Genomic DNA, 12,885 nt, shown 5'->3' on the forward strand with positions numbered 1-12,885 from the left:
CCGCGTCCCCGTCCCCTCCCACCCCGGTGAGTGGCGAGTTGCACCGTTGAGTGGCGAGTTACGTCTCGTCACTCAACGGGACAACTCGCCACTCAACCGGGTGGGGGTCAGCGCGGCGCGCGGCCCCAGGCGGAGATGAGGGGCGCGGTGGCGAGGTCGAGGGTGCCGGACGCGACGTTGGCCAGGTGCTCGTCGATCTCGGCGTCGCTGGCCTGCCCGGCGGCGACGAGACCGCCCCGGATGTGCGCGACCGTCGCGGCTTCGAGCACCGCGCAGGCCGGTGAGGTGATGGGGAAGTAGGCATCGGCGGCGACGTCGCGCAGGCCGGACTCGCGCAGCAGCCGGGGCAGCGTGCGGCCGAACGCGAGGTCGGCGCCGCGGGCGGCCATCAGGGTGCGGAACCCGTCGCGCAGGCGGTTGGCCAGCACCTCGGCCGGGCCGGACTCGTCCGGGCACAGACGCGGCTGCAGGGCCGGGTCGGCGTCCTCCAGCAGCAGCCAGCCACCCGGACGCAGCACCGACAGCATCGAGCGCAGGGCCTCGGCCCGCCGCGGCACGTGCACCAGCACCAGCCGCGCGTGGATCAGATCGAACGGGCCCTCGGGCGGCGGCTCGGTGCCGACGTCGTGCACCCGGGTCTCGTAGGGCGCGTCCCCCGGCAGCCAGGACGTGTCGATGTCGGTGGCGAGCACGTGACCGCTCGGACCGACCCGCTCGGCCAGCCCCGCGGGCACCGACGAGCCGCCGGCGCCGACCTCCCAGACCCGCGCACCCGCACCGATGCCGAGCGCGTCGACGTGCCGGAACGTCACCGGATCGAGGAGCTCGCCCAGCGCGGTGAACCGGTCACCCGCCGCGGGCACGCGATTGTCGAGCAGATAGCCCTCGTCGCTCATGGGCCTACCGTCGCTGCGCTCGCTCCGGCCACCGACGGACTTCTGCCGTCGCTGTTCGCTCCGCGAGCGTCGCTCACGTTCTCCGCCTCGTCGCGGCACTCACGAGCTCGGCCAGCGCGCTGCGGCTCGCGTCGCTCAGCGCCGGATCGTCCAGCGCGGTGCGGGCCTGGGCGGCCCGCTCGCTGATGCGCTGCTCGACCTGGGCGAGCGCGCCGGTGGCCACGATGATGTTGCGCACGCCGGTGATCTGGTCGGCGTCGAGCGAGCGGTCACCGAGGTCGCGGCGCAACTGCTCGGCCCGCACCTCGTCGGCCGCGCGCATCGCGAGCGCGGTCAGCAGCGTCTGCTTGCCCTCGCGCAGGTCGTCCCCGGCCGGTTTGCCGGTCACGTCCGGATCGCCGAAGACCCCCAGCACGTCGTCGCGCAGCTGGAACGCCTCGCCCAGCGGCAGGCCGTAGCGGCTCAGCGCCGCCATCACCTCGGGCCCGGCGCCGGCGATCGCGGCACCGAAGTGCAGCGGCCCCTCGACCGTGTACTTGCTCGTCTTGAACTCGATGACCCGCAGCGCCTCGTCGGCCGAGAACTCGGCCCTGGCCTGGACGAGCACGTCCAGGTATTGCCCGGCCATCACGAGCTGGCGCATCTGGTCGAACACCCGGCGCGCCTCGGACCGGTTCGCCGGGTCGATCTCGGCCGACGCGAACATGGCGTCGGCCCAGGACAGCAACAGGTCACCGAGCAGGATCGCCGCGGCCGTGCCGAACACCTTCGGGTCGCCCGACCAGCCGGAGTCGCGGTGCAGGGTCGCGAACGCCGTGTGGGCGGCCGGGTTGCCGCGGCGGGTGTCGGAGGCGTCCATGACGTCGTCGTGGACGAGGGCGCAGGCGTGCAGCAGTTCGAGGCTCGCGGCCGCGGTGATCAGCCCGGCGTCCGGCTCCGCGTCGTCGTGCACGGTGCGCCAGCCCCAGTACGCGAAGCGCGGGCGGAGCCGCTTGCCGCCGACGAGGACGAACGCCTTCGCGATGTCGGTGACCGGTACCAGGTCGTCGCCCAGCACGCTGAACGACTCTGCGCGGCCGTCGAGGAAGCGGGCGAGTTCGGCGTCGACACGCTCCACCAGCCCGGGCACGTCAGCCGTCACGCGTCCGGACATTACGCTGAGCGCCATGACGCGCACGGTGCGGGACTGTTTGGCCGAGGCCGGGCCCTCGTTCTCGTTCGAGTTCTTCCCGCCCAAGTCGGCCGACGAGGATCGCCTGCTGTGGCGGGCGATCCGCGAGCTCGAGCCGCTGCGCCCGTCCTTCGTGTCGGTCACCTACGGCGCGGGCGGCTCGACCCGGGCGTACACGATCGAGATCACCGAGAAGATCGCCTCGGACACCACGCTCACGCCGGTCGCCCACCTGACCGCCGTCGGGCACTCGGTGGCCGACCTGCGCAGCATCGCCGGCCGGCTCGCCGACGCCGGGGTGAACAACGTGCTCGCCCTGCGGGGCGACCCGCCGGGCGATCCCGAGGCCGAGTGGGTCCAGCACCCCGAGGGGCTCGCCTACGCGGCCGACCTGGTCTCGCTTATGCGCGCGCACGGCGACTTCTGCGTCGGCGTCGCGGCGTTCCCGAACGGTCACCCGCGCTCGCCCTCGCTCGACAGCGACACCGAGCAACTGGTCGCCAAGTTCCGCGCCGGAGCGGACTACGCGATCACCAACATGTTCTTCGTCGCCGACGACTACCTGCGGATGCGCGACCGGCTCGCGGCGTCCGGCTGCGACGCACCGGTCGTCGCCGGGCTGATGCCGATCACCAACCTCGGCATGATCCGACGGTCGGAACAGCTCACCGGCGCGCCGTTCCCGGCCAAGCTCGGCGCCCGTTTCGCCGCCGTCGCGCACGACCCGAAGTCGGTGCGCGCGATGGGCATCTACGAGACGTCCAAGCTGGCCGAGCGGCTGCTCGAAGAGGGCGTACCGGGCATCCACTTCTACACGCTGAATCGCTCCAAGGCGACGCGTGAGGTGTGGGCCAACCTCGCCCTGGGCGCCCGGCTGTAGCCGTGACGACGCCGGCGCAGCGCTGGTCGGCCCGCCACCACGGCATCGATCCCGGCGATGTCCCGCTGCTCTCGGGCTGGCTCGCCCTCATGTGGCGGCTGGCCCGCCCGCTCGCCGCATGGCGGGTGCCGCCGACCGCCATCACCGCCCTGGGCGTGCTGCTGGCGGTCGACGCGGTGCTGCTGGCGGGATCGTGGCCCTGGGCGGCCGCCCTGGCCGTGCTCGCCTCGGTGCTGTGCGACGCGCTGGACGGCGCGGTCGCCGTCGTCTCCGACCGCACCACCGGTCACGGGGCGGCGGCCGACGCGATCGCCGACCGCATCGCCGACGCCGCCTTCGCCGCGGTGATCTGGCGTTGCGGCGCACCGTGGCCGCTCGCCGCCGGGGCCGCCGCGCTCGCCTGGGCGGTCGACCTGCTGCGCCGGGTGCGTCGTGTCCCGGCGCGCATCACCGTCGCCGAGCGGCCGTCGTGGACCGCCTGCACCGTGCTCGCCGGCGCCTCGGCGACCGTCACCGAGGCCCGCTGGCCGGTGCTCGTCTGCGCCGCCGTCTGGATCGTTCTCGGGCTCATCGGTGTTGCGCAGGTGCTGGTGGAAGACTGAGAGCAACTGAAGGGGTGCGGCGTGCAGGATCCGAGAGCACTGTTCACGACGGGTGAGCGACCCGCGCTCGAACGTCCGATCCTCGTGCAGGCGCTGGACGGCTTCGTCGATGCCGGCGCGAGCCGCCGTCTGGCCCGCGAGCACCTGCTCGACACCCTCGAGTCCGAGGTGCTCGTCACCTTCGACGTCGACCAGCTCGTCGACTACCGCTCGCGGCGTCCGGAGATGACGTTCAGCGAGGACCACTGGTCCGGTTACGACCAGCCCGAGCTGGTGATCCGGGTCGTGCGTGATCTCGAGGGCGTCCCGTTCCTGTTGCTCGACGGGCCCGAACCGGACTACCAGTGGGAGCGGTTCATCGCCGCCGTCGGACTGCTGATCGAGGATCTCGACGTGCGGATGGTGGTCGGGCTGAACGCGATCCCGATGGCGGTGCCGCACACCCGTCCGCCGACCGTGGTCGCGCACGGCGCCCCGCCCGAACTCGTCGCCGACTACACCAAGTGGCTGCCCACGGTGCAGGTGCCGGCGAGCGTCGGCAACCTGCTCGAGTTCCGCCTCGGCGCGGCCGGGGTGCCCGCGTGCGGGTTCGCCGTCGCGGTGCCTTACTACATGGCCAACCTCGAGCACCCCGACGCGTCGCGGACGCTGCTGACCTGCGTCTCGTCGACCGGCGAGCTGTCGCTGCCGACCGACGCACTCGAACGGGCGGCCGAGGTCGTCAAGGTCAACGTCGACAAGCAGGTCGAGGCGTCGGAGGAGATCAGCGCCGTCGTGCGCCGGCTCGAGGCGCAGTACGACGACACCGAGGTCGGTCGCGGCGGCATGCTCGCCGGCGGGGTGCGCCTGCCCACGGCCGACGAGCTCGGCGCCGAGTTCGAGCAGTACCTGTCCCGACGCACCGAGACCGACGAGGACCCCGACGCGTGAACGCTCGCACGAAGGACTGGTGGAAGTCCGCCGTCGTCTACCAGATCTACCCCCGCTCGTTCGCCGACTCCGACGGTGACGGCATCGGCGACCTGCGCGGCATCATCGGCCGCCTAGATCACCTGGCCCGTCTCGGCGTCGACGTCGTCTGGCTCTCACCGCTGTACCGGTCGCCGCAGGCCGACATGGGTTATGACATCAGCGACTACCAGGACGTCGACCCGGTGTTCGGCACGCTGGCCGATCTCGACGAGCTCATCGCCGGACTGCACGAGCGCGGCATCAAGCTGCTCATGGATCTCGTCGTCAACCACACGTCGAACGAGCACGCCTGGTTCGTCGAGTCGCGCTCGAGCCGCGACAACCCGAAGCGCGACTGGTACTGGTGGGCTCCGCCGCGACCTGGTCACGTCGGTGGCACCCCCGGCGCCGCGCCGACGAACTGGCGCGGGGCGTTCTCGACCCCGGCCTGGACCTTCGACGAGGTGACGGGGGAGTACTACCTGCACCTGTTCGCCGCCGAGCTGCCGGACCTGAACTGGGAGAACCCGGAAGTGCGGCAGGCCGTCTGGGCGATGATGCGCTGGTGGGTCGACCGCGGCGTCGACGGCTTCCGCATGGACGTGATCAACCTGATCTCCAAGGCCGTCGGGCCGGACGGCGCGCTGACCGACGGCGTGGTGCAACCGGGCGAGACCCTGGCCGACGCCCTGGCCATCGTGGCCAACGGGCCGCGCATCCACGAGTTCCTGCAGGAGATGCACCGCGAGGTGCTGGCCGGGCAGAACCTGCTCTCGGTCGGCGAGACGCCCGGGGCGTCGCTCGCCGACGCCGTGCGGTACACCGGCACCGACCGGCACGAGGTCGACATGGTGTTCACCTTCGAGCACATGAACCTCGACACGATGCCCGGCGGCGGCAAGTGGGCGCTCGCTCCGCTGCGCCTTCCCGCGCTCAAGGCGAACCTCAGCGAGTGGCAGCTCGGTCTCGCCGACGGCTGGAACTCGCTGTACTGGGACAACCACGACCAGCCCCGCATCGTGTCGCGCTGGGGCGACGACGGCGAGCTGCGCGTCCCCTCGGCGAAGTCGTGGGCGACCGTGCTGCACCTGCTCCGCGGCACGCCGTACGTCTACCAGGGCGAAGAGCTCGGCATGACGAACGCACATTTCACCGACCTCGCGCAGTACCGGGACGTCGAGTCGCTCAACCACGCCGCCGCCGACCTTTCCCGCGGCGTGCCGGAGGCCGAGATCCTGCACGCGCTCTCGGTGAAGTCGCGCGACAACGCCCGCACCCCGGTGCAGTGGGACGCCACCCCCCAGGCCGGGTTCACCACCGGCACGCCCTGGCTGCCGGTCAACCCGAACCACGTCGAGATCAACGCGGCGGACCAGCTCGACGACCCGCACTCGGTGTTCAACCACTACCGCCGCCTCATCGCGCTGCGCCACGAGAACCCCGTCGTGGTCGACGGTGACTACCGGCTGCTGCTGCCCGACGACGAGCGGGTCTTCGCCTACGTCCGGACTCTCGGCGACACCAGGCTGCTCGTGCTGGCGAATCTCAGCGGCGACCCCGCGCCGGTCGATCTCGGCGCGGACGAGGATCTCCTCGCCGGCGAGGTGCTGCTGAGCACGCACGAGCTCGGCGCCGGCCCGGTGCTGCAGCCGTGGGAATCGCACGTGATCCTCAGCTGATCGCACCGGTCTCCGCCACCGCGCTGCTCGTGGACCGATTCCGGCATCCGATTTCGGTGGGGTTCAGCGAGCCTCTTCCCAAGGTCACTTAACTCGGGGCATACTTCCGGACATCGCGCGCGGGGCGCGACGAATCGGGGGATTCGAGAATGCCGAACTGTCTGCGTCTGTCGATAGACGCGCCACTTGCTCGCGGTCGCAATCACGACGCGTCGCCGGAAGAGCACTCGTTCGCCGTGCCGGAGTCCGGCCGAACCCGAATGCCCTCGATTACCCAGCGCTGACGGCTGACTACTCGCCGCTTCGTTGTTTCGACCTGCCTCATCGCCGCCGGTGCGCTGACGGCGACCCAGCACTGCATCACTTCGCACGTACGTACGGGGGAATTCATGTCCATGGTCTGGCGAGACGTCGCGGCCCACGAGCCGCGCATCCGGGTCGAGCTCCTCGGTTCGGCAATGCGGGCCCGGCGTGATCAGGTCCGCACCCGCCTGACCGACGCCTGTCGTGAGGCCGTCCTCCGCCCCGCTGTCCCGGCGCGGATCGTCGTGCCGGTCCGCACCGAGACTGCGGGCGCTCGCTGGTGACCGCGACGAAGGTCGGCGGCGTCGGCTACCGGTCCGTCTTCGCCAACCGGGAGTTCCGCGCGCTGTGGCTGGCCGACGGGCAGTCCTCTCTGGGTGATCAACTCTCGCGCGTGGCGCTGTCGGTGCTCGTGTACAACCGATCCGGATCGGCCCTGCTGACGGCGCTGGTGTACGCGGTCACCTTCCTGCCGGCGCTGCTCGGCGGGGTGCTGCTCGGCGGGGTGGCAGACCGCTTCCCGCATCGCACCGTCCTGGTCGTCTGCAACCTCGCGCGGGCGGCATTGGTCGCGTCGATGGCGTTCACCGGGATGCCGATCGCCGTCCTCGTCGCGCTCGTGTTCCTCTCGACCGCCGCGGCCGCTCCGTTCGACTCGGCGAACTCGGCGATGCTCGCCGTCATCTTCGAGGGCGAGCAGTACGAGATCGCGTCCTCGGTTCGCACCATCACCCACCAGCTCGCCCAGGTGCTGGGCTTCGCGGTCGGTGGCCTGGCCCTGACGACCCTGACCCCGCGGGTCGGCCTGGTCGCCGACGCGGTCACGTTCGTGATCGCCGCCGTTGTCGTGCGCAGCGCCGTCCGGCTCCGGCCCGCGGCGCGGATCCACGACGACGCCGAGCCGTACCTGCGCTCGATCGCCGAGGGGGTGCAAGCCATCCGGATCACCCCGCGGCTACGGGTCCTGCTCGGGCTCGCCTGGTTGATGGGGCTGTTGGTGATCCCCGAGGGTCTCGCGGTTCCGTATGCCGCGACACTGCACGCGTCGACCGTGGGCGTCGGCCTGTTGCTGGCGGCCGGACCGGCGGGCACCGCCATCGGGTCGTTGCTCTACGTGAAGCTGATGTCCGACGAGCAGCGCACCCGCGCGATCGGCGTTCTGGCGACCGTGGCCGGACTCCCGCTGGCGGCGTGCGTGGTGCACCCGACGCTCGCGGTGTCCGTGGTGCTGTGGGCCCTGAGCGGCGCGGCCGGCGCGTACCTCACGCAGCTCATGCCGCAGTACGTCCGGGCCGCGCCGATCGCCCGCCGGGGGCAGGCGATCGGGATCGCGGCCTCGGGACTGATGGCGGTCCAGGGGATCGGCATCCTGCTCGGCGGCGTGCTCGCCGCGCAGACCGACGCCGCCCTCGCGGTTGCGGTGGCGGGGGCTTCGGCCTCCGCTCTCGCGGGGGTGGCCGCACTTCGCTGGCGGCGGCTGCTGGCCGGCGAATCTCACGTTCCTGTCGTTGTGGCGGCCGAGCCGGTCACGGCGCTCGCATGATGCGGGTGAGCGGGCAGCAGGACCCGACTGAGCGGGGGAAGGGGGTGGCCAGCATGGTGGAAGGCCCGCGTTGGAGCTAGTCGTGAACCGTCAGTGCGGTGCCGTCCACCACCCAGGGGGCTCGGTGGTCGGCACCGTGCGACGTGAAGTGCCGCAGTGCCCGCACCGACCGCCCGTCCTCGTCAGGTGTCAGGAGACGAGACGTAGGCGGGTCCGACGCCAGTCCTCGAGCCACACCACGAAGTCGCGCGATGCGATCGGGCGGCTGATCAGGTAGCCCTGCGCGACATCGCACCCCGAGGCCGCGAGCTCGTCGCGCTGCTCCTCGGTCTCGATCCCCTCGGCCACCACATGCAGCCCGAGGTTCTTGCCCAGCGCGATCACGCTGCCGATCAACGCGCGCGCGTAGGCGGAGTCCTCGCTGCCCAGGCCGACCACGAACGAGCGGTCGATCTTCAGCTCGCTCACCGGCAGCCGCTGCAGGTAGGCGAGGCTCGAGTACCCCGTCCCGAAGTCGTCCAGCGAGATGCCGATGCCGAGCGCCGCCAGCCGCTCGCACACCGCGACGGCCCGCTCGGGTTCGCGCATCACGCTGCTCTCGGTGATCTCCAGCGTCAGCCGGTGCGCGGCCAGGCCGGCGGCCGTCAGCCCGTCGCGCACGAGCGTCACGAGATCCGCGTCGGTCACGTCGTTGGCCGACAGGTTCACCGCCACCCCGAGGTCGTGGCCGTTGGCGACCCAGCGGGCGCAGTCGCGCAGCGCCGCGTTCACGACGTGCGTGGTCAGGCGGCCGATGAGCCCCGTGGTCTCGGCCAGGGGGATGAACCGGTCCGGGCTCAGCACGCCGAGGCTCGGGTGCAGCCACCGCACGAGGGCCTCGGCCCCGACGATCGAGCCCGTCGCGAGGTCCAGCTTCGGTTGGTAGACGAGCGCGAACTCCTCCGGACGCTCGTCCAGCGCGATGCGCAGATCGGCGATCAGTGCGAGGTTGCGCGCCCGCCCCTCGTCCATGTCCGGGTGGTACTCGGCGATGCCGTCCTTGCTGGCCTTCGCCTCGTACATCGCGATGTCCGCGCGACGCATCAGGTCGTCGTACGCCCGGGCCGCCGGCGGGCCGTGGTGCACGGCGATCCCGATACTCGCGTCCGGCGTCAGCGTCGCCTCGTCGAGATGGACGGGGCGGACGAGGTCGACGCGGATCTGCTCGGCCACCGCGTGTGCGGCCGGCCCGGCGTCCACGTCGTCGGTCACCAGGACGGCGAATTCGTCGCCGCCGAGGCGGGCGACGACGGCGTGCTCCGGGACGCAGGCCGCGAGGCGGGACGCGACGACGGTCAGCAGCCGGTCGCCGACGGCGTGGCCGAGCACGTCGTTGACCTCCTTGAACTTGTTCAAGTCGAGCAGCAGCACCGCGGTGCCGCCCGCGCCGCCGAACTGCTCGTCGGCGATGCGCTCGACCAGCAGCGTCCGGTTCGGCAGGCCGGTGAGCGGGTCGTGCATCGCGTCGTGGGCCAGGCGCTCGAGCAGGGTCGCCCCGCGCAGCGCGACCGACAGGTGCGTCGCCAGCGTCTGCAGCATGTCGGCGTCACTGGAGGTGAACGTCGAGGTCTCGCCGAGGCGGTCGCTGACCGTGAGCACACCGAAGGCGGACCCGTCGGCGATTAACGGCGTCACGATCGCGTCGCGGGTCCCGCGCTGCGCGAGCCAGGCCCGCGTCGCGGCGTCCTTCGCCGTGCGAGGGACCAGGGTCGTCACGCCCGAGTCGAGCGCGGCGCGACGGAAGAAGTCGGTCGGCGTCGGCCCGGCCGGCTCGATCCTGACGTCGTCGTTCTCGTCGGCCGTCACCGCATATGCGGAATCCGCGGGCCGGTCCGCGCCGCCCGGTCGTCCGACGTCGGTGAGCAGCACCTCCACCTCGGCGGCGCGCAGGATGGCACGGATCCGGGCGAGCGTGCCGGACAGCAGCTCCTCGACCGTCTCGTGGCCCTGCTGGCCGACCGCCACGAACTCGTGGACGGTCGTCAGGGAATGGTGCCGCTTGCTGGTGGCGGTGTAGCCGGCGTAACCGGCGGTCGCGATCCCGACGAGCAGCACGACCAGCACACCGCCGCCCGTCCCGGCCTCCAGCAACAGGGCCATGGCGCAGCCGAAGACGGTCGCGGCTGCCGAGAGGACGAAGACGGTCGCCTGGATGCCGACTGTCTCGTGCCCGTCCACGTGACCGCCGTGCATCCGGATCACGATGAGGACGAGGATCGACGTCAGCTGATCGACCACTGCCATGCACCCGACGACGAGGCCCATGGTGGCCAGGGTGAGGGTGCCACCAGTGAGGTTCGCGTCGACCAGGTGGACGAGCGTGCCACCGAGCGCGGCCTCGAAGGTGTACGTGGCCAGGTTGTAGGCCATCTTCTCCGGCGCCATACGCTGCCAGGCCAGGGCGACCAGCGCGCCGACGAGCCGGACCGCGACCAACTCGTGCACCGGCAGGGCGAGGACGCCGATCACGAGCGGGACGCCGGCGAAGGTCGTCGAGTGCGCCTGCCGGCGGAACTCGAAGTTGAGCAGGTAAAGCTCGCCCAGGAAGAACGCGACCGCGAGCGCGGCCGCGAGCAACGGGCGTTGCAGCAGGGGAGCGGGCGTGCGGGCGGCAGACGCTGCCGCCATGGTCGCGGCACCGGCCAGCAGCCCGACGCTGAGCAGCGCCGTGCGGGCGGTCGGAGTCTGGAACACAGCGGCGCGCATGGCTACACCGAGCCGCCCGGGGCGACCGCGACGGCAGGACGGGCGGCGCTGGACCGGCGACTACCCGCGGTGCGCAAGGCGGTGGACAAGGCACTCCCTCTAAGCAGTGACCCCCCGGCCTAACGAAGACTTTACTTGAATCGGACGATATCCGGCAAGTGGACGGTTGGTACCGGTCCGGGCGCGGCCGATCCGCCCGTCAGAACGTCTCGTCGGCCGACTCGGGCAGGATGGACGGAGCAGACCGCGACAGAGAGGAAGGCCGACCGTGCGCGTAGCGGTGACCGGGAGCAGCGGCAAGTTGGGCCGGGCCGTGGTCGACGACCTCGTGGAGCACGGCTTCGACGTCGTTGCGCTGGACCGGGTTGCCTCGCCGCGGGCGGACGTCACGTCGTCCGTCGTGGACCTGACCGACTTCGGCGACGCGGTCGAGGCGTTAGCCGGGATCGACGACCGGCACGACGGTGTCGACGCGCTGGTGCACCTGGCGGCCATCCCGGCGCCCGGGCTGCGGAGCAACGCGACGACCTTCGCCAACAACGTCACGGCGTCGTACAACACCTACAGCGCGGCCATTCGCGCCGGCGTCCGGAAGATCGTGTGGGCGTCCAGCGAGACCGTGCTCGGGCTGCCGTTCACCGAGCCGCCGCCGTACGTGCCGGTCGACGAGGAGTACCCGCCCCGCCCCAACAGCACCTACTCGCTGGTCAAGGTGCTGGAGGAGGAGCTCGCCCGCCAGCTGTGCCGGTGGCACCCCGACCTGTCGATGACCGGCCTGCGTTTCAGCAACGTGATGGACGTGGCGGACTACGCGCAGTTCCCGTCCTACGACGCCGACCCGCGATCGCGGAGCTGGAACCTCTGGGGTTACATCGACGCCCGCGACGGGGCGCAGGCGGTACGCCGCGCCATGGAGCACACCGCTGCCGGAGCGGACGTGTTCATCATCGCCAACGCCGACACCGTCATGTCTCGCGACAACGAGTCGCTCCTCGCCGAGGTGTTCCCGGACGTCCCGCAGCGCCGCCCGGTCGGTCCGCACGAGACCCTGCTCTCGATCGACAAGGCGCGCCGCATCCTCGGGTACGCACCCGCGCACTCCTGGCGCGACGAGCTCGCCGACCGGCCGGACTGAAAAGGGCGCGCCCGTGGCGGCGAGGGCTGCTAGGTTCCGGACGCCGGGCCGGCGAAGGAGGAGGTGGTACCCGTGAACGCGTTGTCGACAGGGGTGCTCCCCTCCGGGGTCACGGTCGGGCGATAGGTCGTCCGGGAGCGCCGTTCACGAGCACTCCCGAAAGGCACGACCATGCGCTTCACCTCCGAACAGCACCTCGACGACGGCGTCCTCGAACGCGCATTCACGCTCCACGGGATCCCCGGCATCCTGTGGACGCCGGCAGCCGCACCGGCGCCGCTGATCCTGCTCGGCCACCCCGGCGGGTTGGCCCGCATGTACCCGCGTCTCGCGGCGCGGGCCCGGCACGCCGCGGAGCAGGGCTACGCCGCGGTCACCCTCGAGCTCCCCGGAAGTGGCGACCGGCCCCGTTCGGCCGTCGCCGACGAGGCGCGCGCCGACCTGCGCCGGTCACTCGCCGCGGGCGAGCCGGTCGACGACGAGATCGTCTCCCGGCTCGTCCTGCCCCTGGTCGACGAGGCCGTCCCGGAATGGCGGGCCGTCCTCGACGCCGCCCTCTCGCTGCCCGAGATCGGCGGCCCGGTCGGGTACGCGGGAGGCGTGATCGCCATCGGCGTGAGGCTGGCGGTGGTCGAGCCGCGCATCAGGGCCGCCGTTCTGTTCGCCGGCAGCTACGTCCCTCGGGCCATGTTCGAGGAGGCCCGCAAGATCACCGTCCCGCTGCTGGTCCTGCTGCAGTGGGACGACGAGGGCAACGACCGGCAACTGGCCCTCGATCTCTTCGACGCCTTCGGTTCCGAGGAGAAGACGCTGCACGCCAACATGGGTGGACACACCGGCGTGCCGCAGTTCGAGGGGGACGCCGGGAACCGGTTCTTCGCCCGGCACCTGACCTGACGCCACGGGTCGCTGCGATCCGGCCGCCACCAGGGTCGCGGTGCTCGGCCCGAGTCCGGCGATCAGCTCGTCGAGCTCGGCAG

General features: G+C 71.8%; 11 protein-coding genes. 8 read left to right on the plus strand and 3 right to left on the minus strand.

The genetic code is table 11. From position 1 onward, the window contains the following. Positions 1 to 107 precede the first annotated feature (107 nt). Together VGN18_RS07135 and VGN18_RS07140 are read right to left on the minus strand one after the other, a co-directional pair. A complete protein-coding gene (locus VGN18_RS07135; RefSeq protein WP_327538968.1) occupies positions 108 to 896 on the minus strand; it encodes a methyltransferase domain-containing protein in 789 nt (262 codons plus the stop codon). Positions 897 to 969: 73 nt separating this feature from the next. Next, positions 970 to 2,064 (minus strand): polyprenyl synthetase family protein, encoded by a 1,095-nt coding sequence (locus VGN18_RS07140; protein ID WP_327538969.1) that lies wholly within the window; start codon positions 2,062 to 2,064, stop codon positions 970 to 972. Here VGN18_RS07140 and metF point away from each other — a divergent pair. The 6 genes from metF (at position 2,063) to VGN18_RS07170 (ending at position 8,025) form a co-directional block, all read left to right on the plus strand. Then, complete coding sequence (gene metF, locus VGN18_RS07145) at positions 2,063 to 2,947, plus strand: methylenetetrahydrofolate reductase [NAD(P)H] (protein WP_327538970.1); 885 nt, start codon at positions 2,063 to 2,065, stop codon at positions 2,945 to 2,947. The two genes, VGN18_RS07140 and metF, sit on opposite strands and share 2 nt — an antisense overlap. A gap of 2 nt (positions 2,948 to 2,949) precedes the next feature. Next, on the plus strand, positions 2,950 to 3,549 hold the full coding sequence (locus VGN18_RS07150; protein ID WP_327538971.1) for a CDP-alcohol phosphatidyltransferase family protein: 600 nt from the start codon (positions 2,950 to 2,952) through the stop codon (positions 3,547 to 3,549). 21 nt (positions 3,550 to 3,570) lie between these two features. Then, entirely contained in the window at positions 3,571 to 4,479 is a 909-nt protein-coding gene (locus VGN18_RS07155; RefSeq protein ID WP_327538972.1) for a PAC2 family protein, read from the plus strand. After that, positions 4,476 to 6,179, plus strand: coding sequence for an alpha-glucosidase (locus VGN18_RS07160; RefSeq protein WP_327538973.1), 1,704 nt, complete (start codon positions 4,476 to 4,478; stop codon positions 6,177 to 6,179). Before VGN18_RS07155 ends, VGN18_RS07160 begins: the two co-directional genes overlap by 4 nt. 389 nt (positions 6,180 to 6,568) lie before the next feature. Further along, the gene (locus tag VGN18_RS07165) at positions 6,569 to 6,766 is read left to right on the plus strand and encodes a hypothetical protein (protein ID WP_327538974.1); all 198 of its coding nucleotides are present in this window, start codon (positions 6,569 to 6,571) and stop codon (positions 6,764 to 6,766) included. Further along, positions 6,763 to 8,025: an MFS transporter gene (locus VGN18_RS07170; RefSeq protein WP_327538975.1), complete on the plus strand. Its 1,263-nt coding sequence runs from the start codon at positions 6,763 to 6,765 to the stop codon at positions 8,023 to 8,025. The genes VGN18_RS07165 and VGN18_RS07170 overlap by 4 nt, the downstream gene beginning before the upstream one ends. Positions 8,026 to 8,214: 189 nt before the next feature. Here VGN18_RS07170 and VGN18_RS07175 read toward each other — a convergent pair whose 3' ends face one another. Then, complete coding sequence (locus VGN18_RS07175) at positions 8,215 to 10,770, minus strand: sensor domain-containing phosphodiesterase (protein WP_327538976.1); 2,556 nt, start codon at positions 10,768 to 10,770, stop codon at positions 8,215 to 8,217. Positions 10,771 to 11,038: 268 nt separating this feature from the next. Here VGN18_RS07175 and VGN18_RS07180 point away from each other — a divergent pair, with 268 nt between their 5' ends. After that, complete coding sequence (locus VGN18_RS07180; RefSeq protein WP_327538977.1) at positions 11,039 to 11,905, plus strand: NAD(P)-dependent oxidoreductase; 867 nt, start codon at positions 11,039 to 11,041, stop codon at positions 11,903 to 11,905. Positions 11,906 to 12,076: 171 nt separating this feature from the next. Further along, positions 12,077 to 12,802, plus strand: a complete 726-nt coding sequence (locus VGN18_RS07185; protein ID WP_327538978.1) for a hypothetical protein — start codon at positions 12,077 to 12,079, stop codon at positions 12,800 to 12,802. Positions 12,803 to 12,885: the final 83 nt, after the last annotated feature.

The organism is Jatrophihabitans sp., from assembly GCF_036000465.1.
Classification (GTDB): Bacteria; Actinomycetota; Actinomycetes; order Mycobacteriales; family Jatrophihabitantaceae; genus Jatrophihabitans.

What these genes read in the sequence shown, in the direction of transcription:
- VGN18_RS07135 (WP_327538968.1), bottom strand. Translation starts at nt 896, where the DNA reads ATGAGCGACGAGGGCTATCTGCTCGACAATCGCGTGCCCGCGGCGGGT.
- VGN18_RS07185 (WP_327538978.1), top strand. Translation starts at nt 12,077, where the DNA reads ATGCGCTTCACCTCCGAACAGCACCTCGACGACGGCGTCCTCGAACGC.
- VGN18_RS07175 (WP_327538976.1), bottom strand. Translation starts at nt 10,770, where the DNA reads ATGCGCGCCGCTGTGTTCCAGACTCCGACCGCCCGCACGGCGCTGCTC.
- VGN18_RS07140 (WP_327538969.1), bottom strand. Translation starts at nt 2,064, where the DNA reads ATGGCGCTCAGCGTAATGTCCGGACGCGTGACGGCTGACGTGCCCGGG.
- metF (WP_327538970.1), top strand. Translation starts at nt 2,063, where the DNA reads ATGACGCGCACGGTGCGGGACTGTTTGGCCGAGGCCGGGCCCTCGTTC.
- VGN18_RS07165 (WP_327538974.1), top strand. Translation starts at nt 6,569, where the DNA reads ATGTCCATGGTCTGGCGAGACGTCGCGGCCCACGAGCCGCGCATCCGG.